We start from the raw sequence: 23,837 nt of genomic DNA on the forward strand, positions 1-23,837 counted from the left end.
CGCTTTGCGTTATTTTACCACTCAAAAAGCGTTTTAACTTTCTTTAAATCTTTATACTCCACGCTTTTGATAGCGTGATCCTCTAATTCAAAATCCGCGCTCAAATCGTTAGCGTCTTTAAGGACGGCTTGAAAGCTTTCTTTATTTGTGAGTTTGACCTCCACTTTTTCGCCTAAAGAAAGCTTAAAGTGTTTGGGGGTTTTAAGCACTCTTTCTAACCCCATAGAGCTCACTTCCAAAATATAAGCGTCTTGAATAAAATCGCACACATCTAATAAGGGCGAAATCACCTCGCTCACTTGCTGGCAAATATCCAAGCTAACTGCCCCATTAGGGTTTTTAAGGCTCACCCTTAAAATATGCTGATCGTTTTCTTTAACCAAACTCACATCATAAAGCAAGTATCCCAAGCTTTCAATCACGCCCTCTATTTTTTCTTCTATTCTTTTAGTCATTGTCTTTCCCTTTAGCGATTTCATTAAATATAGCGTCTAATCGGAGCTGCTTTTCTAAGCTGTTGTCTAAAACAAAACTGAGTTTTGGGCATTTAAACCACCCGCTCGCTTGCAAAACAAATTGCCTAATCAAACCCTCAGCTTTTTTCAATTTAGAAAGGATTTTATGATCTGATGAAAGCACAAACACCAAAGCGTGGTGCTTCCCTTTAGAGCATTCCACTTTAGTAACGCTTAAAGAATTCAACTCGCCATCATTCAAGCCCGCTAAAGCCTCTTGCAGTAATTCTAAAAGATTGGATTCTAAGCGTTCTTTATGAGCGTTCATTAGAGGGTTCTTTTTTTATGGATTTCTTTATAGGTTTCAAACACATCGCCCACTTTAATTTCATTATAATTGTCTAGCATGATCCCGCACTCATAGCCCTTAGAAACTTCTTTCACATCATCTTTAAAGCGTTTCAAAGAAAGGATTTCGCCGGTATGAACCACCACGCCATCCCTAATCAAACGCGCCTTAATGCCACGAGCGATCACCCCATCGCTCACCACACACCCGGCTATCGTGCCTACTTTAGGGATATTAAAGGTTTCTCTCACTTCCGCTTGTCCGGTATGCTCTTCTTCAATGATAGGACTCATCAAGCCTAATAACAGCGATCGCATTTCTTCAATCAAGGCATAAATCACCGTGTAAGTTTTGATGCTCACATTGTATTCTTTAGCCTTATTTTTCACATTACCGGTAGGGCGGATGTTAAAGCCTAAAATCACCGCATGCTCACTGCTAGAAACCAGGCTCAAATCATTCTCAGTAATGCCCCCCACCCCTGAGTGGATCACTTGGATCGCCACTTCTTCGTTATTAAGCTCTAACAAGCTGTTTTTAATGGCTTCTAAGCTTCCTTGCGTATCCGCTTTAATGACTACAGGAATGTTTTTCAATTCCTTATTAGCGACCATTTCTGAAAGCTCATCAAAAGACACTTTAGTGCTTTTACTCAAGGCTTTTTGGCGTAAATAAGTCGCCCTCTTTTGAGCTTGCAAGCGTGCGATAGAATCGTTTTCTACCCCTATTAAAACAGATCCCGCAGGCGGCACTTCGCTCAAGCCTGTGATGAGAGCCACCATAGAGGGTTTTAAATTTTGAATGCTCTTGCCTTGATCGTCAGTCATCGTTCTTACTTTACCAAACGCTGTTTCGGCAAAAAAACTATCCCCCACGCTCAAAGTCCCGCTTTGGACAATCACAGTGGCTACTGCCCCACGCCCTTTTTCCACGCTCCCTTCTAAAACAACCGCTCTAGCGCTGCCCTCTTCTATGGCTTTTAATTCCATAATATCCGCTTGGATAAGAATGGTTTCTAATAAATTGTCAATACCATCACCCGTTTTAGCTGAAACAGGGATAAACTCATGCTCTCCGCCCCAATCCACAGGGTTATAGCCAAGCTCAGCGCATTCGGCTTTGAGTTTGTCCGGATTCACATTAGGTTTATCCATTTTATTCATCGCAAAAATCACAGGCACATTAGCCGCTTTTGCATGTTCTAAAGCTTCAATAGTCTGTTGCTTCACGCCATCATCAGCCGCTATCACAATCACTGCAATATCTGTTACTTGAGCCCCACGATTACGCATCTGGCTAAAGGCTTCATGCCCTGGGGTGTCAATGAAAGACACCCACTTATCATTCTTTTCTACCATGTAAGCACCAATGTGCTGAGTGATCCCCCCAGCTTCCGTGTGAGCGACTCTTTTATCACGGATTTTATCCAGCAGTGAAGTTTTACCATGATCAACATGCCCCATGATGGTAACCACAGGCGGGCGTTCTTTTTTCACTCCCTCTAGCACTTCTTCCACTTCAAATTCTTCTAAAGTGTTTTGAACAGAAATTTCTAAATGGAACTCTTCGGCTAAAATTTCTATGCTATCCTTATCCAAAAAGTCGTTTTTAGTTACCATAAGCCCTAAATTAAAGAGGGTTTTAATCACATCAGCCAGATTCAAATTCGCTTTTTGCGCGAATTCATAGACGCGCACTTCTTCAGGGATTGCAATTGCGCTTTGGATCACTTTTTGGTTGTTATCGTTACGGAATGCACGCTTTTTCTTGGATTGTCGTTTGATCCCGCTTTCATTCATCCAAGGGTTTTTCCTTTGGACGTGCACCCTGTCGTTGATATTTTGGCGGATTTCTTTTTCTTCTTCTTCCTTATTGAGATTATCTTGTTCATGCAAATCAAACAATAAGATTTCATCGGTTTCATCATCATAAATATCATTGCCCTTAAAATCCCTCGCATCGCTAAAATCAATTTTATGGGATTTGTTGTTTTTGGCTGTGGGGGTGGCTTTGGGCTTACTTGGTTTTTTGGCTTTTTTAGCCTCTTGCTTGTCTTTTTCTTGCCATTCTTTTTTAATGTCTTCAAAAATAGCCGCCGCGCTTTGAGTAGGTTTTTTGCTTACGCTGTTTTCAGTTTCATTTTCTGTTTCATCGTTGCGTTTAATCACCCTAAAACCGGTGCGTCTTTTAATGTTTTCATGGCGTTTGATCTCTTGCTCTTGCTTTTTAACTTCGCTGATTTCTTTTTTAGCGTTATTAACATTATTATTAGCGTTATTGGCGCTGTTAGCGTTACTTTGGGTGAGCTTGTTTAGGGCTTCTCGGCTTTTTTGGATTTCTTGGAGCTTTTGCTTGGCTTTTTCTACTTGAGAGTGGCTAACCACTTTAGGGGTGTTTTCTACATGGGGCATTTGGTCTTCAAAAGTATTGACAATCTCTATCCCTCCTTTTTTTTTGGCAATGGGCACAGGAGCTTCTTTTTTCTTTTCTTTAGTTTTTTTGGGCTTTGGCTGGCTTTTTGTTTCTTCTTTTTTAGGCGTTTTGGAAACCTTTTTGTTAAGGGGTTTGGGCGTAGCGGCCATATTCAAATCATCTTTATTGTCTTGTTCAGGATTTTTAGTGGGTTTACTGGCTTGTATTTGTTCTTTAATGCCATCCACAATGTATTTGTATAGCTTGCCTGCTTGCTCTGGGGTCATTTTAGAATTTGTCTTAAGCTCTAAACCAATGTCTTTGGCTTGCTCGATTATATTTTTAAGCTCTTTTTGGGTCTTACCAAGCTCAATTACAAATTTTTTTAAATCAATCATCTCGCTCATGCTATGCTCCTCTCCTTAATCCAAGTAATGATATTTTTAACATCTTTTGGGGCATTCTTCATTTTTGAAACCGCTTTCAACAACTTTTTTTCTCTATTTTTCAAACAATTTTCACACACATAAAAACTACGGCCTTTGCCATCAAACTCCATGATTTGATTGTCAAAGCTTTTCAAACGCAACAAATCCTTTTGAGGTTGGCGCATTCTGCACGCCACACACATGCGGATTTTAATTTCAGTCTTTCTCAATAAGGACTCCATCATTATCAAAATCTAAAACCGCTACCCTAAATTTAGGGAATTTCTTGCTCAAAACCTGCTTTAATTTAGGGGCGTCCTCTTCATAACACATATTAAAAAACGACGAACCGCTCCCTGAAAGCGTGCTCATTAAGGCGTTATTTTCTAAAGCGAGCTTTTGGATCGCAAACAACACGGGATAAGTTTGCATGCGCTTATATTGATGCATCCTGTCTTTAGAGCAACAACGCAACAAATCCCACTTCCCCTGCACAATCGCCATCGTCATCAAGCTCGCATGCGAAAGGTTAAACACGCTTTCTTGCACGCTGTAACGCTTGGGCAAGAGATGGCGCGATTGCTTGGTAGAAATAGCCCTATTAGGGATCACCATCACCGCTTTTAAAAAAGAAGGGATTGTGGTTTTCAAACTTATCACTTTCTTTTTTTTCACAAATGCTGCATTATACCCCCCAAACACCGCCGGGGTGATATTATCCGGGTGGTTTTCATAAATTAGAGCGGTATTGACAATGTTTTCTCTATCAAAAGCAAACCCTAAAAACGCAAACGCTGAAGCGACCGCCCCCACAATCATCGCCGAGCTAGACCCCATGCCCCTTGTAATAGGGACTTTATTATGCAATAAAAATTTAAATGATCCGTCATTCCCATGCTTTTTTAAAATCTCATAAAACACTTTAGTGAAAATATTGTTGGTTAAAAACTTAGGGATCCCCTCACCCTCCCCAACCAATTTCACCGCATGGAAGCTGCTAGGCTCAATAAAAAAACGATTGCGTAAATTTAAGCTCAAACCCAAGCAATCAAAACCGGGGCCTAAATTCGCACTTGTTGCAGGAACACTCACTACCAAATTTTAAACCCCTATTGTTGATACCCTTTCATTTTTAAAACTAGCATTATACACTAAATAGGAGGCAAAATGTAAAACGGCGTGTTCAATTGGGTGAATTTGTCTTTCTCTAAAAAGGGGGGTAGCATGAAATCTTTTGGCGCAATTTTCAGATCTTTAAAATCGCTCAAGCTTTCCATTTCTTTTGAAATAAAGTATTTATTGGCATACGCTAAAATGGGTGTGTTGTCGTTAAAATCAAAGCCTGTGGTGGAATAGAGTTCAAAGTCATGGATTAAAGCCAAAGTGTGTAAGAAAACATGCGTGAGTTTTAAGCTAGTGAAACTCCCTGGCCCTTTAGCGTAATAAACCCCCTTAATCGCCGGTAAAGTAGGGTTTTTAAAATCTTTAAATAATTGCGAAAAAACTTCCACTAAAGCTTCGCTTGTTTTTGATTTAGAAGTGTAAGAAGTGCATAAAAAATTGTTTTGATATACCCCAAGCAAAACCCTCTCGCCTAAAGAGATAAGCACTAAATCCAATTCCAAAAAATAAACCCCAATTCAGGATTAAGCGAAAGCCTTTTGCAACGCAAATTCTTTAGCTGGATCTGTAGCGATCAAAACTTCGTAATTTTTAGCATCCGCTAAAATGGCTTTAACCAACATGGAATTGAGTTTATGACTCCCTGAAAAAGAAGTGTATTTGCCCATCACGGGCATGCCTAAAACCATCAGATCCCCCATAGCGTCTAAAATCTTATGGCACACGAATTCCTTTTCGCATCTCAAACCCTCTTTATTCAAAATGCTGTTTTCATCCAGCACGATGCAATTATTCAAACTCCCCCCTTTCGCCAAGCCAATAGATCGCAAGTAATTCACTTCTTGCAAAAACCCAAAAGTGCGGGCTTTAGCGACTTGCTCTTTGTAAGCGGTTTTACTAAAGACGAAATGATGGGCTTGCTTAGCAATAACCGGATGGTTAAAATCAATCGTGAAATTCAAAGAAAGTTGGCTGTCTGGCTCAATTTTAACGAATTTATCGCCCTCTCTAACCTCAACGACCTGCTTGATTTCCATCACCTTTTTAGGAGCGTCCAATTCTTTAATCCCTGCTTCATCTAAAAGCATGCAATAAGTCAAAGCACTCCCGTCCATGATAGGGATTTCTTCGTTATCCACAGAGATCTTAAGATTGTCAATGCCATACGCATGGACAGCCGAAAGCAAATGCTCAATCGTAGAAATCCTAGCATTATCCTTACCCAACACGGTCGCCATTTTGGTATCTACGATGTTTTCAGGTTTTAAGGGGAGCTTCACGCCCAAATCAGAGCGGTAAAAAACAATGCCCTGATTTTCTCCTAAAGGCTCTAAAACAAGCTTCACAGGAACGCCCTTGTGCAAGCCTATCCCTACTAATTCCACAGAGTGGTTAATGGTTGTTTGTTTCATAATACTTCCTTTATGTCTAGTATATCGTCATTTTTAGTGATTATTTTAATATTTTTATTTACCAAAAGCCGTTCAATCTCTTTTAGAGATAAAATTTTATTTTGAAAAACGATTTGAGCGCTCTTGACTTCTTTCAAAATCAAACACTCTCCAAAGCACACAATCGCCCCTTCGCAAACCCCATAAACCGACACACAGCCTTCTGAAATAATCTTCGCTCCATTGTGGATATTACCTAAAAAAATAAGGTGATTAGCGCTATAAATCTCTTCCCCGCTCCTGATATGGCGCTCATAAATCGTTGTTTTGGTTTCTGTTTTAGAATGATTGGGTTTTGGATGATTAGTTTCTTCTTTTAAAGGCATGGTTTTAATATGACGCCCGTTTAAAGCGCGATTCGTTTCTAAAAACAAAAGCTGGTGTTTGTGCAAAATGGCTTTGACTTCTGGTTCAATGTCATATTTAAATATAATAAGAAAATACTGCAAAAGAGCGTGGTTTTTTTCTAAAAATCCTATGACCGCTTCAGGCTCTTGCTTTTCAATTTCAAACGCATGCACATTTTTTTGATTCGTTTTTAACATGACTATCCTTTCATTAAAAGCCGTTTGGCTTGCTCTATGGGGGTGATGATATTGGTTTTTATCCATTGCTCATTAAGCCATTCATTGGGTCTAACAAAAACCCCTTGCAAAAGCACCCCTAAATGCAACCCGCTCCCTAATTTCAAACCACTACTCCCCACGCTTTCATCATCTTTTAAATGGGCTAAAAAAACGCACAAACCTAGCCCATAGCAATTGATTAAACTATTACCATAAAAATCCAACTCCCCCTTAAAAACCCTCTTCACAGATAAATCAAACGCTAAAGATAAATCCTTGCCAGGCATCAAATCCACCCCTAAATGCAAGAATTGGAACAACACCTGATTGTCCTTTAAGATACGCCGATTTTCTAAAAAATTGCTTGCCATTTTAAAAGACCCGTTCAGGGGTTTTAGCGCTTGAAAATGAGAAAAATCCTTATAAAAATCCCCTTGCTCTAAAGCGATCTTGTGGATTTTTTCCAAATCTTTTAAGCGCGCGTTGGAAAATCTTTCTAATAAAGTTTGCTCAGTGTGATTTTGAAATTTTTCTTGCTTTGCAATCTTGTCTTTTAAGGCACTTAAGTCTATATCTTTTTTCCTCAAACGATGGGTTTTTCGTTTGAACAATAAAAGGGTGGTATTAGAGTTATAGGCTTTATCTTTAGCGACAATGAACGCCTTAAAATCCTTATTTTTATAAGACCAAGGCACTAGAGCGATAAAAACATTACGCTGTTTGAATTCTAAAAGCCTGAAAGCTTTAAAATCCTTTTTTTTGACGCGCACAAACGCTTGAGACAAATTCTTATCCAAAGCTTCAAAGACAACTACCGCGCTCCCTCCATAAGCGATGCTTGGGGAGCGGGATAAAATAGTAATTGAGGGTTTTATCGTATCCACACACACTTCTTGTTTGAAAGACGCTTTATTGCCATTGAAAAAATTAGCATAACTCCAATCATTAGCTTTAATTTCATATAAAAGGCACTTGTCTTCTAGCCCCATGATTTCAGACCTAATTAAAGGCACTTCTAAAGACTTGGGTTTATCCAATACCAGATTTTCTTTTTCATATAAGATCAAACCATCTTGTGTGGTTACTTTTAAATCATAGCGTTTGATGCCCTTTGGGGCTACTATTTTAATCTTAATGGGTTTTTTTAAATCCCAAAAAAGCGTTTCATCATTGTCATTAAGCGCACTCTCTTTGCTGCTTAAACTAAAACTTAAAGCTCTGGGTTTTGTGATTAAAGCGTTAAAAATCAAATAACCCCCTAAAATTAAAACGACTAACGCTAAAATTTTAAACCTTAACTCCAAGATCAAGCCTTAAAAAATAAACGCATAATTCACTAATAAAAAACTGGATCGCTTGAACTGGTTGTTAGCCGAAATCAGCAAACGCTCATCATCTTCTTTATTTTGATAGAGTGCTCCCTCTTCCACTCCCATTCTCAAATAGCTAATCGGTAATTTTGTGCCAATCTCTAAGCGGTGTTTCCTATAAAGCGTTAAACTCACTCCCACATTAAAAGTGTAATCCACTTCAATCAAAGATTTCCATAAAAAATTAGGGCTTGAATAGCCCCCCACTACCAAATTCCTCCCGTTTTGATTAGGCTTGTCTTGATAGAGCATAAGCCCTATCCCAAAACCCGCATAAACGCCTAAAAAATGCTTTTTAGTTTTAAAATCTAAAGGCATATCAAACAACAAATCCGTATTCATAGCCCCTAAAACATAAATAAATGAACCTACAGGTTGCTTGATTACATTCTCTTTTAACACCCCACCCCCAAGCAATAAATCCCCATAAAATCGTGTCCCAAAATAAGGCACAAAGTATTTTTGATACCCGAATTTAACGCTAATCATAGAAACAGGAGCGTTAATATTGATATTGTTTTTAAACGCGCTAGGGGCATTCGCACCATATTTGTCTAACATCTCCCCTTGATAAGAAAGATTAAATCCCCCATAAGCATACCCACCCCCTAAAAAAACCCCACTCTTATCATTAGCTATGGAAAAAGATTTGAGTAATTTCTCTTTTTTCTTGGAAGAAATTTTAGGATAAGATCGATTGATGTATTCTTCTTCAAACTTATCCTTATCCATCTCTTTGGGCGAAACCCCTTTTTCGGTGAGCTGTTGCTTTAAATGGTTTATTTTTTCGTCTAATTGTTGGTTTTCTTCTTCTAAATTGTCATAATCTGTCGCTTGAAGTCCTAGTATGAGCGCGATATAAATCAAACCATATTTAAATTTCAACATTTTAGCCTTTACAATAAATAGTTGTAACTAATATAATAAATATTAGTGCTTTTAAAATAATATAAAAAGGTTTGCGAAGTTTCTTTTAAGGGAGGCATTTTTAAGGCTAATTCAAAGCGGTGTTTGAGGTTAAGCGTCATGCTCACCCCTAAATTTAGCACTAATCCAAAAGCGTTAGGCTGTGAATACCCTTTAATCTCTTTTAAATTTTGATACATCCCATTCCACCCCACTCCAACGCCTCCAAATATCCCTAACGCAAACCTTTTTTCTTTGTCAATAGGCTTATCCATCAACAAATCAATATTCAAGCTTGCGGTTTGATAAGAGGCTAAAGAATCGCTTTTAAACCCTTTCATCGCCCCCCCTAAATACTCCCCATAAAAGCGTAAGGCGCTAATCCCGTTAGCAAAATACTTTTGATACCCGCTCCTTAAGCCATACAACAAAGGAGAAGCTTGAATATTATTTAAAGGTTCAAAGCTCTCATAAGATCGGGCGTTAGGATGAGCGTTAATCCCTATATCGCCAAGGATTACGCCTATAAAAAAACCGCTCTTACTTTTAGCCATTTGCTGGAATAAGAGAGATTCATTCTTTTCATGCAATTCCCCTTTAAGCATGTAAAGCTGGCGTTTTTTCTTATGGATTTCTTCAAGCAGACTTTTTTCATCAATATTCTTTTTAACTTCCTTGTTTTCTTCAAACTCTAGCGTTTGGGCGCGTTTTTCTTCCAAAAGAATGGGAGCGTCTTTAGGGGTATTTTCTTTAATCAGGTTTTCTTCAGTCGTATTCTCTTGAGCGGTATTCTCTTCAGCATGCAAGCCTAATATAAAACCAAAGCATAAAATGAGATTTCTTATTTTTTTAGAACACATATTGATACCCAATGCTTGCTATAGCTCCCCACCAAGTCTCTTTTGAAGAATTAGATTGCAAAAAAGGGAAATTATTTAAAATTTTAAATTCAAATTCAATGCGGTTTTTTTCTAATACCGTTAGAGCCAATCCTGCGTTAAAAGACATCCCCCATTCCGCCGTATAATTCACCCCATGCGCCACAACCCCCAAACCTAAACCCATATACCCCCCCATATAAAGGTATTTCCCCACAAAGGGTAAGGGAATATCCAACAAAAAATCCCCATTCAGCATGACCGATTGAAACCCCACGCTCCCAAAGCCCGCTTTTTTAGGAGCCCCTCCATAATATTGGATATAAATGCGCCTGCCAATAATATTTGGCTTGACTAAGCGCGCAAAAAACGACGGCCTGAAAGTTTGATAGCCAAAACGCAAGCCATAAGCGAACAAATAATTTAAAATATTCCCCGTGATGCTGGAACTATTGGTTCTAACCATGATTTCATGGTTGTAAAAAAACCCGGTATTGATCCCTAAAATAAGCCCGCTTTTAGCGTTCGCCCTTTTTAAGTCTCTGATCAATTCTTCAACTTCTTTATCTTCATAGGCTTTATAATACCTGATATACTTGTAGTATTTTGGGTCTAGAGTGTCATAATCAAGTGCACTCAACCCCGCATAAAACCCCATTAAAAACCATAAAATAATATATTTTTTAAGACCCAAAACCGCCAAATCCCTTGAGTTGTTTGTTAAAAGTTTCTTTCAATTATACTAAAATAATTAAAATGACCGGTTAAAATGGAGTAAAATTTTTACCCACCCTAATAAAGTCATGCTACAATGCCACTATATTTAACACTTAGGATTTTTAATGAGCATGCAAACCGCCCCAATTAAAAAAATCACTCTCAACCACCTCCAAGCTAAAAAAAATCAAGAAAAGATCATCGCTATTACCGCTTATGATGCGCTATTCGCTCAAATATTTGATCCGCTAGTGGATGTGATTTTAGTGGGCGATAGTTTGAATATGAGTTTTTTCAATCAAAACGACACTTTAAGCGCGAGTGTGGGAATGATGCTCTATCACACCAAAGCCGTGTGCGCGGGCGCTAAGACTCCTTTTATCATCACAGACATGCCCTTTGGAAGCTATAAAGATGAAAAAACAGCCCTAAAAAACGCCATTAGAGTTTATAAAGAAACCCAAGCGAGCGCGATCAAGCTAGAGGGGGGGAAAGAAAAAGCGAAACTGGTTAAAATGCTCACTGATGAGGGCGTTATCGTGGTAGGACACATCGGTTTGATGCCCCAATTCGTGCGTCTTGATGGAGGTTATAAGATTAAGGGCAAAAATGAAGAGCAACAAAAAAAGCTTTTAGAAGACGCCTTGAGTTTAGAAGAAGCTGGGGTGGGTTTGTTGGTCTTAGAGGGTATAACCACCCCTATCGCTCAAACAATCACGCAAAAAATCAAAATCCCCACGATCGGCATAGGGAGCGGTAAGGATTGCGACGGGCAGATTTTAGTGTGGAGCGATATGTTAGGCTTTTTTGATAGCTTTAAGCCTAAATTCGTGCGAGAATACCTTAAGGGGAAAGAATTGGTTCAAAACGCTATCAAGCAATACGCTGATGATGTGAAAAAGGGAAACTTCCCTAACGAGTTAGAAAGTTATCATTAAATGAAAGAACGGATAGTCAATTTAGAAACTTTGGATTTTGAAACTTCTCAAGAAGTGAGTTTGCGCCCTAGTCTTTGGGAAGATTTTATTGGTCAAGAAAAGATTAAAAGCAATTTGCAAATTTCTATTTGTGCGGCTAAAAAACGCCAAGAAAGTTTGGATCACATGCTCTTTTTTGGCCCGCCCGGTTTGGGTAAAACTTCAATCAGCCATATCATCGCTAAAGAAATGGAAACCAATATCAAAATCACCGCCGCTCCCATGATAGAAAAAAGCGGTGATTTGGCCGCCATTTTGACGAATTTGCAAGCCAAAGACATTCTTTTTATTGATGAAATCCACCGGCTCAGCCCAGCGATTGAAGAGGTTTTATACCCAGCGATGGAAGATTTCAGGCTGGATATTATCATAGGCTCAGGTCCAGCGGCTCAAACCATTAAAATTGATTTACCCCCTTTCACCCTTATTGGCGCTACCACTAGAGCTGGAATGCTCTCTAACCCCTTAAGAGACAGATTTGGCATGAGTTTTAGAATGCAATTTTATAGCCCTAGCGAACTAGCCCTTATCATCAAAAAAGCCGCCACTAAACTCAACCAAGACATCAAAGAAGAAAGCGCTGATGAAATCGCTAAAAGGAGTAGAGGCACGCCAAGGATCGCTTTAAGGCTTTTAAAAAGGGTGCGCGATTTTGCGCTAGTCAAAAATTCAAGCTTGATGGATTTAAACATCACTTTGCATGCTTTGAATGAATTAGGCGTGAATGAATTGGGCTTTGATGAGGCGGATTTGGCGTATTTATCTTTGTTGGCTAACGCTCAAGGAAAGCCGGTGGGTTTGAACACGATTGCAGCGTCTATGAGAGAAGATGAAGGTACGATTGAAGATGTGATTGAGCCTTTTTTACTCGCTAATGGTTATTTAGAGCGCACCGCTAAAGGCAGAATCGCCACGCCTAAAACCCACGCGCTTTTAAAAATCCCCACTTTAAAGTCTCAAACTTTATTTTAACCTTGTTTAGAAAGAAAATTACACTACAATAACGATAAAATTTTAAAGGGTGTAAAAGTAGATCATTATGTTTGGCATGGGCTTTTTTGAAATCCTTGTGGTGTTGATTGTGGCGATTATTTTTTTAGGGCCAGAAAAATTCCCCCAGGCTGTCGTGGATATAGTGAAGTTTTTTCGTGCGGTTAAAAAAACGCTCAATGACGCTAAGGACACTTTAGATAAAGAAATCAATATTGAAGAAATCAAAAAAGAAACCCTAGAGTATCAAAAGCTCTTTGAAAATAAAGTGGAGAGTCTTAAGGGCGTTAAGATTGAAGAATTAGAAGACGCTAAAATAACTGCAGAAAATGAGATTAAAAGCATTCAGGATTTGATGCAAGATTACCAACGCAGCTTAGAAACCAACACGCCCCCTAACCATTTAAATGAAGAAGTTTCCAATGAAGAAGCCTTAAATAAAGAAGCTTCAAGCGATGAATCCCCTAAAGAAGTCAAATTAACAACCGACAACAACACCAAAGAACACGACAAAGAAAAAGAGCATGTTTGAAGATTTAAAACCGCATTTACAGGAATTAAGAAAGCGTTTGATGGTTTCTGTAGGAACGATTCTAGTGGCGTTTTTGGGGTGTTTTCATTTTTGGAAAAGTATTTTTGAATTTGTTAAAAATTCTTATAAAGGCACACTCATTCAGCTCTCCCCTATTGAGGGGGTCATGGTAGCGGTTAAAATCAGTTTTTCAGCCGCTATCGTCATTTCCATGCCCATTATTTTTTGGCAATTATGGCTCTTTATCGCTCCAGGGCTTTACAAGAATGAAAAAAAAGTGATTTTGCCTTTTGTGTTTTTTGGGAGCGGCATGTTTTTAATTGGGGCGGCGTTTTCTTATTATGTGGTGTTCCCTTTCATCATTGAATACTTAGCCACTTTCGGGAGCGATGTGTTTGCGGCCAATATTTCTGCGTCTAGTTATGTGAGCTTTTTCACGCGCTTGATTTTAGGCTTTGGCGTGGCGTTTGAATTGCCTGTTTTGGCGTATTTTTTGGCTAAAGTGGGCTTGATTACCGATGCGAGCTTGAAAGCGTATTTCAAATACGCTATTGTAGTGATTTTTATTGTAGCAGCCATTATCACTCCCCCTGATGTGGTGAGTCAAATCTTTATGGCGTTGCCTTTAGTGGGGCTTTATGGGCTTTCTATTTTAATCGCCAAAATGGTCAATCCGGCTCCCAAAGATAGCGAAAATGATAACGAAGAAGACAGCAAAAATAACACCAAAGAGCATGCAAAGAGCGAGTGATAGTTGAAAGAATTTGATTTAAAAAGCTATGATTATGATTTGCCTAAAGAATTGATCGCCAACTACCCCATTTTGCCCAAAGAAAAGGCTAAGTTACTCGTCTATGAAAGGCGTTCGCAAAAAATCACGCACACCACTTTTGAACATGTTTTAGATTTTTTCCCTAAAAACGCCCTTATTGTGTTGAACGACACTAAAGTGATTAAAGCCAGGCTTTTTGGATCTAAGCATGCCTTTTTGCCATCAAAAACGACCGAAGTGTTTTTCCACCGCTTTTTTAAAAATAATGCCGCTCTAACTCAAATCAAGGGCAAGATCAAAGTGGGGGACAAAATCTTTTTTGATGCAAATTATCACGCTGAAGTCTTGGAATTGCTTCATAACGGCCAGCGCTTGATCGCTTTTTATGACCATAAAACCCCCTTAAATCAAGAAAATATCTTAAAGCTTTTAGAGCAATACGGGCATATGCCCTTACCCCCTTATATTAAAAGAGCGGATGAAGGTTTGGATGCGCATGAATACCAGAGCGTGTTCGCTAAACACATCGGTGCGGTGGCTGCCCCTACGGCGTCATTGCATTTTTCTCAAAATACCTTAGAAAAATTATTGAAAGATTTCAAGCATGCTTTTTTAACCTTGCATGTGGGGGCTGGGACTTTTCTTGGCGTAGAAACTAAGGATATTAGAGAGCATCAAATCCATACAGAAGTTTTGCATATTCCTAAAAAGAGCCAAGAAATTTTGCAAAAATCCCAAGAGATTTTATGCATCGGCACGACCGCTTTAAGGAGCGTGGAATACTTTAAGCGTTTAGAAAATCCTAATCAAGAGGCGTTTGAATGCGATATATTCTTGCATCTTGCTAATCCTATTTTGCATGTTAATTATTTGCTCACTAATTTCCATTTGCCCAAATCAAGCCTTTTAATGCTTGTAAGCGCGATGATAGGCTTAGAAAAAACCAAAGAAATCTACAAAATAGCCATAGAAAAGAAATATCGTTTTTATTCTTATGGCGATGGGATGCTGATTTTATGAACCCCTTATTGCAAGATTATGCGTGCATCCTTTTAGAATGGAATCAAACGCACAACTTGAGCGGCGCGAAATGTTTAAGCGAGTTAGAACCCCAAATCACAGACGCTCTAAAACCTTTAGAATTTATCAAAGATTTTAAAAGTTGCTTGGATATTGGGAGCGGGGCGGGACTTCCGGCTATCCCTTTAGCCCTTGAAAAACCTGAAGTCAAATTCATTCTTTTAGAGCCAAGAATGAAAAGAGCGGCTTTTTTAAACTACCTTAAAAGCGTTTTGCCTTTAAACAATATTGAAATTGTTAAAAAGCGTTTAGAAAATTATCAAAGCCCCTTACAAGTGGATTTAATCACTTCTAGAGCGGTCGCTAGCTCTTCTTTTTTGATAGAAAAAAGCCAACGCTTTCTAAAAGATAAGGGGTATTTTTTATTCTATAAAGGCGAGCAGTTAAAAGATGAAATCGCTTGTAAAGAAACTGAATGCTTTATGCATCAAAAACGAGTTTATTTTTACAAATCAAAGGAAAGTTTATGTTAAGAATTTTAATCCCCCTACTCATTATTGTGTGGATTTTATGGCGTTTGTTTTTGAGGCAAAAACCCCATAAAGACAACCATAAAGACAACCACTCTTATGCGCAACAAACCCCTAAAGAATTAGAAGATCACATGATTGTATGCTCTAAATGCCAAACCTATGTCTCTAGCAAAGACGCTATTTACAGCGGGGCGGTGGCGTATTGCAGTGAAACTTGTTTGAATAATAAGGGGTAAATATGCTTATTTTAGGACACCCTTTAATCCCTAGCGATCGTTTTATTTTCATTAAAAACACCGATGGCGTTCATTCTAGCACCAATAACGATATAGTGTGTTTTGAAGCACACCCAAAAAATTTGGAATTAGCCCAATATTGCTGTGAAAATAGCGTCAATTTTAGCGTGATCTTTTTATCGCACAAGATAGAGACAAACACCTTTTTTTTATTCAACGCTTTCAAACCGCTCTATTGTATTTTTAAGGATATTAAACAAGCGATACTCGCCCAACAACACGCCACCAATTACTTGTTAGATAGCAAAATCTTGTTTTTTATGGATTTAAACGATACAGAGTTGTGGGAAATTTGCGCTAAAAATCAGATTGATGGCGTTATTTCTAAAGATTCACTCCTTTTAAAATAAGCCCTTTTTAAACAAATCTTAGTTATAATAAGCCCTTTTTTAAGGGGAGATGTCCGAGTGGTTGAAGGAGCACGCCTGGAACGCGTGTAAGGTGCAAGCCTTCGAGGGTTCGAATCCCTCTCTCTCCGCCATTTAAAAATGCCACGAATGCGAAATAAAAAACAAAAAGCTCCTTTCAAACAAACTGCGCCTTTCAGGAGTTAAAAAGATTTTCATGCCAATTTCTACATCCACCTTATGATACAAAACGATCGTGCGAAACTGCACCCCAAATTTCCCAATAGCCCTGAAATAAGTGTTGTGAAAATTGAAATCTTTTAATGAATCCCAAGTATTCACCACCAAATCTTTGACTTTATTGTTGAGTATCCATGTGTTAGCGGCCAGTTGCAAGCCAAAGAAAAAAGCCCAGCGGTTGATAGGGTTTTTAGCGTAGGCGACCATAAAATCCCCTCCCACCCCATAAGTGAACATGTTCGCTTGTAAAGTAGAGTCATTATTAAAAAGCACATTACCATAATCTATAAAGAAATAATACCTAGAATAAGCCCAATCGTTTTTAGGATTCACTTCATAGCCTTGAAGGATTGAAGCCCCTTGTAGAAGCTTGTTGGTGTTTAAAGGGCGCATAAACACTGTGCCTATTTGATAAGAAGAAGACATATAACTCAAATTTTCAGCATTTAAAATATTTAAAAAACTTATACTCAGTATTAAAATTCTTAAATAATACACTTACTTGTAAAATCCTTGTCTTTCTTTTTTCAAACCATCCAATGACCCTTTATCGCCCTCAAAGAGTTATTTTATTACTTTTAAACGATTATCATAGCAAACAAACTAAATTTTTTTACAAATAAGAACGCTCATTGAACGCTCCATTTAGCCAATGATTATTGTCGGTCAAGGTAATTTTAATCAAAACATGCTATTATTTGGAATTACTTATTATTATAAGGCGTTAAAACGCTTTGGCTGTTTAAAAAGAGCCTAATTTAAATGCAATCTTAAAAGGAGAAGCGCTTTGAAACTACTAGTAGTAGATGATAGCTCAACTATGAGAAGGATTATTAAAAATACACTTTCACGCTTAGGCTATGAAGATGTTTTAGAAGCTGAGCATGGGGTGGAAGCTTGGGAGAAACTGGACGCTAATGCGGACACTAAGGTGCTTATCACAGATTGGAACATGCCTGAAATGAACGGCTTGGATCTCGTTAAAAAGGTGCGCTCTGATAGCCGTTTTAAAGAAATCCCTATTATTATGATCACCACAGAGGGCGGTAAGGCCGAAGTCATTACGGCTTTGAAAGCGGGCGTGAATAACTATATTGTGAAGCCTTTTACCCCCCAAGTTTTGAAAGAAAAATTAGAGGTTGTTTTAGGGACAAACGATTGAGTGTTAAAGCCAATGTATTATGAGTTTTTCTTTATCTTCCCTAAGAAGCGAGAGCTTTTTGAAAACTTTCTTTTAGACACCACGCACCTAGCCTTAGAAGAATCTAGCTTAGAAAATTTAAAAGCGTTTGACGATAAAGAAACCATTGAATTTATAAGCCAATCCAGTTGGCATTATTTCACCACTCATGACCCCCTAAAGAAAGATTTAAAAGAAAAACCCCCATATCTCAAAAATTTCGTTATTTTACGCTCTCAAAAGGATTTGAATAACTCGCTCATTCCAGCATTAGAAGCGTTTTGTTTAAGCTTAAAACAAAACCTGCAAAGTGAGTTTGATTTTTTTTATCTTTCACGCAATCTGGCTTCAAAAGACTGGCTAGAAGCCTACAAACAAGCTATTTTACCGGTGCAATGCGCCAAATTTTACATACACCCTAGCTGGCATCAAAAACCAAGCCATGTCGCTATAGATGATAGCATAATGATTGATCCGGCTCTTGCCTTTGGATCAGGCCATCATGAAAGCACTTCTATGTGTTTGGAATTGCTCTCTAACCTTGATTTAAAACGCAAAAACGCTTTAGATGTGGGCTGTGGGAGCGGGATTTTAAGCATCGCCTTAAAAAAACAAGGCGTTAGCACTTTAAGCGCTTGCGATACGGATAGTTTGGCCATTGAAGAAACCCTAAAAAATTTTGTCTTGAATCAAATACCCCTATTAGCACAAGATAAGGTCATTTATGGCTCTACGCAAAAAATTGAAGGGCGTTTTGATATTATTGTGGCGAACCTTGTCGCTGATGTGATTAAGAGTTTGTATAGTGAATTTGTGCGGCTTTGTAACCATACTCTTATTTTATCAGGGATTTTAGAAACCCATTTAAACTCTGTTTTACAGATCTATTATAATGGATTTGAGGTTTTAGAACAACGACAGCGTAACGGATGGGTCGCTCTAAAATTGCTTAAAAAACAACCAATAAATTAAGGATTATTATAATGAAACCAACGAACGAACCTAAAAAACCTTTTTTTCAAAGTCCCATTATCCTTGCAGTTCTTGGAGGGATTTTACTCATCTTTTTCCTACGCTCTTTCAATTCTGATGGCAGTTTTTCGGACAATTTCTTAGCTTCTAGCACTAAAAATGTGAGCTATCATGAAATCAAACAGCTCATCAGCAACAATGAAGTGGAAAATGTGAGCATCGGTCAAACCTTGATCAAAGCCAGCCATAAAGAGGGTAACAATCGTGTGATCTATATCGCTAAACGAGTGCCTGATTTGACCTTAGTGCCTTTGTTAGACGAGAAAAAAATCAATTATTCTGGTTTTAGCGAGTCTAACTTTTTTACGGACATGTTAGGGTGGCTCATGCCTATTTTAGTAATTTTAGGGCTATGGATGTTTATGGCAAACCGCATGCAAAAAAATATGGGTGGGGGTATTTTTGGCATGGGGAGTGCGAAAAAACTCATCAACGCTGAAAAACCCAATGTGCGTTTTAACGACATGGCAGGCAATGAAGAAGCCAAAGAAGAAGTGGTAGAAATCGTAGATTTCTTAAAATACCCCGAACGATACGCCAATTTAGGGGCTAAAATCCCTAAAGGCGTGTTATTAGTAGGGCCTCCAGGAACCGGTAAAACCCTTTTAGCAAAAGCGGTAGCCGGCGAAGCGCATGTGCCGTTTTTCTCTATGGGAGGGAGCAGTTTCATTGAAATGTTTGTGGGCTTAGGGGCAAGCAGGGTTAGGGATTTGTTTGAAACCGCTAAAAAACAAGCCCCTAGCATCATTTTTATTGATGAAATTGATGCCATAGGTAAGAGCCGAGCGGCTGGAGGTGTGGTGAGCGGGAACGATGAAAGAGAGCAGACCTTAAACCAGCTCTTAGCCGAAATGGATGGTTTTGGGAGCGAAAACGCACCTGTGATTGTCTTAGCCGCAACGAACCGCCCTGAAATCTTAGACCCAGCTTTAATGCGTCCAGGGCGCTTTGACAGACAGGTTTTAGTGGATAAGCCTGATTTTAATGGCAGGGTGGAAATCTTAAAAGTGCATATTAAAGGCGTGAAACTCGCTAATGATGTGAATTTGCAAGAAGTCGCCAAACTCACCGCAGGGCTTGCAGGAGCGGATTTAGCGAATATCATCAATGAAGCCGCACTTTTAGCAGGAAGAAACAATCAAAAAGAAGTCAGGCAACAGCATTTAAAAGAAGCGGTTGAAAGAGGGATTGCAGGGCTAGAAAAGAAAAGTAGGCGCATCAGCCCTAAAGAAAAGAAAATCGTCGCCTACCATGAAAGCGGGCATGCTGTGATTTCTGAAATGACTAAAGGGAGTGCTAGGGTGAATAAAGTTTCTATCATTCCAAGAGGCATGGCAGCTTTAGGCTACACCCTTAACACGCCTGAAGAAAACAAATACTTGATGCAAAAACACGAACTCATCGCTGAAATTGATGTGCTTTTGGGCGGGAGAGCGGCTGAAGATGTCTTTTTGGAAGAAATTTCTACCGGTGCGAGCAACGATTTAGAAAGAGCGACTGATATTATTAAAGGCATGGTGAGTTACTACGGCATGAGCAGTGTTAGTGGGCTTATGGTGTTAGAAAAACAGCGGAATGCCTTTTTAGGAGGTGGTTATGGAAGCAGTAGGGAATTTAGCGAAAAGACCGCAGAAGAAATGGATCTTTTCATTAAAAACCTGCTAGAAGAACGCTATAAGCATGTCAAACAAACCTTAAGCGACTATAGAGAAGCGATTGAAATCATGGTCAAAGAATTGTTTGACAAAGAAGTCATTACAGGCGAAAGAGTGCGTGAAATCATCAGCGAATACGAAGTCACCAACAATTTAGAAAGCCGTTTGATCCCTTTAGAAGAGCAAGCGAGTTAAGAGTGCGAGCTTACAAACGGATTTTTGATAAGGGTTTAAAACCTTATTATAAACATTCTGTTTGTTTAAAGCTTTTTTTTAGATTTTGTTTCCTGAAAACTCATGCTTATCAACAGCGTTATAAAGCGTTCGCTCTAACGCTCTTTTCTTGTAAATTTTTTAACGCTTGTGAGATTTTTATTCCCATAATGGATTTTAAAATCGTTTTTATTCCCATTCTAAAAGCCAAGTTAAAAAGAATTTCTAATGCCTATTAACCCTCTCTATCTTTTCCCTAATCTTTTCACCGCTAGCAGTATTTTTTTAGGCATGATGAGTATTTTTTACGCTTCCAGTTATCAATTTGTCATGGCGTGTTGGTTAGTGGTAGCGAGCCTTATTTTAGACGGGCTTGATGGGCGTGTCGCAAGGCTTACCAACACCACTAGCAAGTTTGGTATTGAATTTGACTCTCTGGCTGATGTGGTCGCTTTTGGAGTGGCCCCAAGCTTAATCACTTACTTTTATGTGGGGTATAACTTTGGGCGCATAGGCATGGCGGTGAGCGCGTTGTTTGTGATTTTTGGAGCGATACGATTGGCGCGATTCAATATCAGCACCAACACAAGCGACCCCTATTCTTTCATCGGTATCCCTATTCCTGCTGCGGCGGTATTGGTGGTGCTTTGCGTGTTATTGGATAACAAATACCATTTTTTAGAAGGAAATACAGAAAAGTTATTTTTAGGCTTTATTGTCTTATTGGGGGTGCTTATGGTGAGCAATATCCGCTACCCTAATTTTAAAAAAGTCAAATGGAATCTCAAGCTTTTCATCTTAGTGTTGATTTTTTTATCGTTAGTGTTTGTGCGCCCTTTAGAGGCTTTAAGCGTGTTTATGGGGTTGTATTTGATTTATGGCATCATTCGGTGGCTCTTTTTAATGGTAAAAATTATTTTTAATAAAAATAAGAGCGCATGAAAGAATCTTTTTACATAGAGGGAATGACTTGCACGGCGTGTTCTAGTGGGATTGAACGCTCTTTAGGGCGTAAAAGTTTTGTGAAAAAAATAGAAGTGAGCCTTTTAAATAAGAGCGCTAACATTGAATTTAACGAAAATGAAACCAATTTAGACGAAATTTTTAAACTCATTGAAAAACTGGGTTATAGCCCTAAAAAAACTCTGGCAAAAGAAAAAAAAGAATTTTTCAGCCCTAATGTTAAATTAGCGTTGGCGGTTATTTTCACGCTTTTTGTGGTGTATCTTTCTATGGGGGCGATGCTTAGTCTTAGCCTTTTACCTGAAAGCTTGCTTACGATTAATAATCATAGTAATTTTTTAAACGCTTGCTTACAGCTTATAGGCACGCTCATTGTCATGCATTTGGGGAGGGATTTTTACATTCAAGGGTTTAAAGCCTTATGGCACAGACAACCCAACATGAGTAGCCTTATCGCCATAGGCACAAGTGCTGCCTTAATTTCAAGCTTGTGGCAATTGTATTTCGTTTATACAAGCCAGTGGTCTTATGGGCATTATTATTTTGAAAGCGTGTGCGTGATTTTAATGTTTGTGATGGTGGGCAAACGCATTGAAAATGTTTCTAAAGACAAAGCTTTAGACGCTATGCAAGCCTTGATGAAAAACGCCCCAAAAACCGCCCTTAAAATGCAAAATAACCAACAGATTGAGGTTTTAGTGGATAGCATTGTGGTGGGGGATATTCTAAAAGTTCTCCCTGGAAGCGCGATTGCGGTGGATGGTGAAATCGTAGAGGGCGAAGGGGAATTAGATGAGAGCATGTTAAGTGGCGAAGCGTTGCCGGTTTATAAAAAAGTCGGCGATAAAGTCTTTTCAGGGACATTCAATAGCCACACGAGTTTTTTAATGAAAGCCACGCAAAACAACAAAAACAGCACCTTGTCTCAAATTGTAGAAATGATCCATAACGCTCAAAGTTCAAAGGCAGAGATTTCTCGCTTAGCGGATAAGGTTTCAAGCGTGTTTGTGCCAAGCGTGATCGCTATCGCTGTTTTAGCGTTTGTGGTATGGCTCATCATCGCGCCTAAGCCTGATTTTTGGTGGAATTTTGGAATCGCTTTAGAAGTGTTTGTATCGGTTTTAGTGATTTCTTGCCCTTGCGCTTTGGGGTTGGCTACGCCTATGAGTATTTTAGTAGCGAACCAAAAAGCGAGTTCTTTAGGTTTATTTTTTAAAGACGCTAAAAGTTTAGAAAAAGCAAGGCTAGTCAATACGATCGTTTTTGATAAAACCGGCACGCTCACTAACGGCAAGCCTGTCGTTAAAAGCGTTCATTCTAAGATAGAATTATTAGAGTTATTGAGTTTGGCGAGCAGCATTGAAAAGAGCAGCGAACATGTCATCGCTAAAGGGATTGTAGAATACGCCAAAGAGCGTAACGCTCCCTTAAAAGAAATGAGTGAAGTTAAAGTGAAAATAGGCTTTGGCATTAGCGCTAAAACAGATTATCAAGGCACTAAAGAGTTTATCAAAGTCGGTAATAGCGAGTTTTTTAACCCTATTAACACACTAGAAATTCAAGAAAACGGGATTTTAGTGTTTGTGGGTAGAATGATTAATGAAAAAGAAGACGAGCTTTTAGGGGTGTTTGTTTTAGAAGATTTGCCCAAAAAAGGCGTGAAAGAGCATATCGCTCAAATCAAAAATTTAGGCATTAACACTTTTCTTTTAAGTGGGGACAATAGGGAAAATGTCAAAAAATGCGCGCTTGAATTAGGGATTGATGGTTATACCAGCAACGCTAAACCACAAGACAAACTCAACAAGATTAAAGAGCTTAAGGAAAAAGGGCAGATCGTGATGATGGTGGGCGATGGCTTGAATGACGCTCCCAGTCTTGCTATGAGCGATGTGGCGGTGGTGATGGCTAAAGGGAGCGATGTGAGCGTGCAAGCAGCGGACATTGTGAGCTTTAACAACGATATTAAATCGGTTTATAGCGCGATTAAATTAAGCCAGGCGACCATTAAAAATATCAAAGAAAATTTGTTTTGGGCTTTTTGTTATAATAGCGTGTTTATCCCTTTAGCTTGCGGGGTTCTTTATAAGGCTAATATCATGTTAAGCCCGGCGATTGCGGGTTTAGCGATGAGCTTAAGCTCTGTGAGTGTGGTCTTAAACTCCCAAAGGCTAAGGAATTTTAAAATTAAGGATCATTGAATGAAAGTTACTTTTCAAGTGCCAAGCATTACTTGCAACCATTGCGTGGATAAAATTGAAAAATTTGTGGGCGAAATTGAAGGCGTGAGCTTTATTGATGCGAGCGTGGAAAAAAAGAGCGTGGTTGTGGAATTTGACGCTCCAGCGACACAGGATTTGATTAAGGAAGCTTTATTGGATGCGGGGCAAGAAGTAATATAATAAAGGTGTGTGATATAGAAGTATCGGGTTA

At 38.9% G+C, this 23,837-nt stretch carries 28 protein-coding genes and 1 tRNA gene; 16 read left to right on the forward strand and 13 right to left on the reverse strand.

Going from position 1 to position 23,837, the window contains the following annotated elements; genetic code table 11:
• Window positions 1–14 precede the first annotated feature (14 nt).
• Genes rimP through FIM44_RS01795 form a run of 12 tightly spaced genes read right to left on the reverse strand, consistent with a single transcriptional unit; the run spans window position 15 to window position 10,631 of the window.
• Entirely contained in the window at window positions 15–455 is a 441-nt protein-coding gene (gene rimP / locus FIM44_RS01740; RefSeq protein WP_120823683.1) for a ribosome maturation factor RimP, read from the reverse strand.
• Window positions 448–783 (reverse strand): 30S ribosome-binding factor RbfA, encoded by a 336-nt coding sequence (gene rbfA, locus FIM44_RS01745; RefSeq protein WP_000991139.1) that lies wholly within the window; start codon window positions 781–783, stop codon window positions 448–450. Before rbfA ends, rimP begins: the two co-directional genes overlap by 8 nt.
• A complete protein-coding gene (gene infB, locus FIM44_RS01750) occupies window positions 783–3,623 on the reverse strand; it encodes a translation initiation factor IF-2 (protein ID WP_140578790.1) in 2,841 nt (946 codons plus the stop codon). The genes rbfA and infB overlap by 1 nt, the downstream gene beginning before the upstream one ends.
• Window positions 3,620–3,874 (reverse strand): DUF448 domain-containing protein, encoded by a 255-nt coding sequence (locus tag FIM44_RS01755; protein WP_194148671.1) that lies wholly within the window; start codon window positions 3,872–3,874, stop codon window positions 3,620–3,622. The genes infB and FIM44_RS01755 overlap by 4 nt, the downstream gene beginning before the upstream one ends.
• A complete protein-coding gene (gene thrB / locus FIM44_RS01760) occupies window positions 3,861–4,742 on the reverse strand; it encodes a homoserine kinase (protein ID WP_140578793.1) in 882 nt (293 codons plus the stop codon). The genes FIM44_RS01755 and thrB overlap by 14 nt, the downstream gene beginning before the upstream one ends.
• Window positions 4,743–4,795: 53 nt before the next feature.
• A complete protein-coding gene (locus FIM44_RS01765) occupies window positions 4,796–5,269 on the reverse strand; it encodes a tRNA threonylcarbamoyladenosine biosynthesis protein TsaB (protein WP_140578795.1) in 474 nt (157 codons plus the stop codon).
• Between the two features lie 21 nt (window positions 5,270–5,290).
• The gene (gene lpxC, locus FIM44_RS01770) at window positions 5,291–6,178 is read right to left on the reverse strand and encodes a UDP-3-O-acyl-N-acetylglucosamine deacetylase (RefSeq protein WP_121089300.1); all 888 of its coding nucleotides are present in this window, start codon (window positions 6,176–6,178) and stop codon (window positions 5,291–5,293) included.
• Entirely contained in the window at window positions 6,175–6,762 is a 588-nt protein-coding gene (gene minC, locus FIM44_RS01775) for a septum site-determining protein MinC (protein ID WP_194148124.1), read from the reverse strand. Before minC ends, lpxC begins: the two co-directional genes overlap by 4 nt.
• A gap of 2 nt (window positions 6,763–6,764) precedes the next feature.
• Complete coding sequence (locus FIM44_RS01780) at window positions 6,765–8,087, reverse strand: M23 family metallopeptidase (RefSeq protein ID WP_194148672.1); 1,323 nt, start codon at window positions 8,085–8,087, stop codon at window positions 6,765–6,767.
• A gap of 9 nt (window positions 8,088–8,096) precedes the next feature.
• The gene (locus FIM44_RS01785; RefSeq protein WP_140578798.1) at window positions 8,097–9,041 is read right to left on the reverse strand and encodes an outer membrane beta-barrel protein; all 945 of its coding nucleotides are present in this window, start codon (window positions 9,039–9,041) and stop codon (window positions 8,097–8,099) included.
• Window positions 9,042–9,049: 8 nt separating this feature from the next.
• Window positions 9,050–9,919: an outer membrane beta-barrel protein gene (locus FIM44_RS01790; protein ID WP_140578903.1), complete on the reverse strand. Its 870-nt coding sequence runs from the start codon at window positions 9,917–9,919 to the stop codon at window positions 9,050–9,052.
• The gene (locus FIM44_RS01795; RefSeq protein WP_140578800.1) at window positions 9,909–10,631 is read right to left on the reverse strand and encodes a hypothetical protein; all 723 of its coding nucleotides are present in this window, start codon (window positions 10,629–10,631) and stop codon (window positions 9,909–9,911) included. The genes FIM44_RS01790 and FIM44_RS01795 overlap by 11 nt, the downstream gene beginning before the upstream one ends.
• A gap of 148 nt (window positions 10,632–10,779) precedes the next feature.
• Here FIM44_RS01795 and panB point away from each other — a divergent pair, with 148 nt between their 5' ends.
• The 9 genes from panB to FIM44_RS01840 all read left to right on the forward strand — a co-directional run bounded on the left by panB (window position 10,780) and on the right by FIM44_RS01840 (window position 16,255).
• The gene (panB, locus tag FIM44_RS01800; RefSeq protein ID WP_140578802.1) at window positions 10,780–11,592 is read left to right on the forward strand and encodes a 3-methyl-2-oxobutanoate hydroxymethyltransferase; all 813 of its coding nucleotides are present in this window, start codon (window positions 10,780–10,782) and stop codon (window positions 11,590–11,592) included.
• A complete protein-coding gene (ruvB, locus tag FIM44_RS01805; RefSeq protein ID WP_060474456.1) occupies window positions 11,593–12,603 on the forward strand; it encodes a Holliday junction branch migration DNA helicase RuvB in 1,011 nt (336 codons plus the stop codon).
• Window positions 12,604–12,670: 67 nt separating this feature from the next.
• Window positions 12,671–13,153: a Sec-independent protein translocase protein TatB gene (gene tatB, locus FIM44_RS01810; protein WP_140578803.1), complete on the forward strand. Its 483-nt coding sequence runs from the start codon at window positions 12,671–12,673 to the stop codon at window positions 13,151–13,153.
• Complete coding sequence (tatC, locus tag FIM44_RS01815; protein WP_140578805.1) at window positions 13,146–13,904, forward strand: twin-arginine translocase subunit TatC; 759 nt, start codon at window positions 13,146–13,148, stop codon at window positions 13,902–13,904. Before tatB ends, tatC begins: the two co-directional genes overlap by 8 nt.
• Window positions 13,905–13,907: 3 nt before the next feature.
• Window positions 13,908–14,945, forward strand: a complete 1,038-nt coding sequence (queA, locus tag FIM44_RS01820; protein ID WP_140578807.1) for a tRNA preQ1(34) S-adenosylmethionine ribosyltransferase-isomerase QueA — start codon at window positions 13,908–13,910, stop codon at window positions 14,943–14,945.
• Window positions 14,942–15,478 carry a 16S rRNA (guanine(527)-N(7))-methyltransferase RsmG gene (gene rsmG / locus FIM44_RS01825; RefSeq protein WP_140578809.1) on the forward strand — a complete coding sequence of 179 codons (537 nt, stop codon included), beginning with the start codon at window positions 14,942–14,944 and terminating at the stop codon, window positions 15,476–15,478. The genes queA and rsmG overlap by 4 nt, the downstream gene beginning before the upstream one ends.
• On the forward strand, window positions 15,472–15,714 hold the full coding sequence (locus tag FIM44_RS01830; protein WP_194148673.1) for a PP0621 family protein: 243 nt from the start codon (window positions 15,472–15,474) through the stop codon (window positions 15,712–15,714). The genes rsmG and FIM44_RS01830 overlap by 7 nt, the downstream gene beginning before the upstream one ends.
• 2 nt (window positions 15,715–15,716) lie before the next feature.
• Entirely contained in the window at window positions 15,717–16,124 is a 408-nt protein-coding gene (locus FIM44_RS01835) for a hypothetical protein (protein ID WP_140578812.1), read from the forward strand.
• A gap of 43 nt (window positions 16,125–16,167) precedes the next feature.
• Window positions 16,168–16,255: transfer RNA gene (locus FIM44_RS01840), tRNA-Ser, on the forward strand.
• Window position 16,256: 1 nt separating this feature from the next.
• Here FIM44_RS01840 and FIM44_RS01845 read toward each other — a convergent pair.
• On the reverse strand, window positions 16,257–16,859 hold the full coding sequence (locus FIM44_RS01845; RefSeq protein ID WP_021302290.1) for an outer membrane protein: 603 nt from the start codon (window positions 16,857–16,859) through the stop codon (window positions 16,257–16,259).
• 289 nt (window positions 16,860–17,148) lie between these two features.
• Between FIM44_RS01845 and FIM44_RS01850 the strand changes: the two genes are divergently transcribed.
• From FIM44_RS01850 to copP, 7 genes are read left to right on the forward strand one after another with little or no spacing between them, the layout of a single operon-like run.
• Complete coding sequence (locus tag FIM44_RS01850) at window positions 17,149–17,523, forward strand: chemotaxis response regulator CheY (protein WP_000772151.1); 375 nt, start codon at window positions 17,149–17,151, stop codon at window positions 17,521–17,523.
• Between the two features lie 12 nt (window positions 17,524–17,535).
• Entirely contained in the window at window positions 17,536–18,513 is a 978-nt protein-coding gene (gene prmA / locus FIM44_RS01855; RefSeq protein WP_194148675.1) for a 50S ribosomal protein L11 methyltransferase, read from the forward strand.
• 11 nt (window positions 18,514–18,524) lie between these two features.
• A complete protein-coding gene (ftsH, locus tag FIM44_RS01860) occupies window positions 18,525–20,423 on the forward strand; it encodes an ATP-dependent zinc metalloprotease FtsH (protein WP_039704328.1) in 1,899 nt (632 codons plus the stop codon).
• Between the two features lie 2 nt (window positions 20,424–20,425).
• Window positions 20,426–20,680 (forward strand): hypothetical protein, encoded by a 255-nt coding sequence (locus tag FIM44_RS01865; protein WP_033122429.1) that lies wholly within the window; start codon window positions 20,426–20,428, stop codon window positions 20,678–20,680.
• The gene (gene pssA, locus FIM44_RS01870; protein WP_001122213.1) at window positions 20,670–21,383 is read left to right on the forward strand and encodes a CDP-diacylglycerol--serine O-phosphatidyltransferase; all 714 of its coding nucleotides are present in this window, start codon (window positions 20,670–20,672) and stop codon (window positions 21,381–21,383) included. The genes FIM44_RS01865 and pssA overlap by 11 nt, the downstream gene beginning before the upstream one ends.
• Window positions 21,380–23,605, forward strand: coding sequence for a copper-translocating P-type ATPase CopA (gene copA / locus FIM44_RS01875; RefSeq protein ID WP_140578815.1), 2,226 nt, complete (start codon window positions 21,380–21,382; stop codon window positions 23,603–23,605). Before pssA ends, copA begins: the two co-directional genes overlap by 4 nt.
• A complete protein-coding gene (gene copP / locus FIM44_RS01880) occupies window positions 23,606–23,806 on the forward strand; it encodes a copper-binding metallochaperone CopP (protein ID WP_000869068.1) in 201 nt (66 codons plus the stop codon).
• The last annotated feature ends 31 nt before the right edge of the window (window positions 23,807–23,837 follow it).

Source organism: Helicobacter pylori, assembly GCF_006440215.1.
In the GTDB taxonomy this organism is placed as follows: Bacteria; Campylobacterota; Campylobacteria; order Campylobacterales; family Helicobacteraceae; genus Helicobacter; species Helicobacter pylori_CS.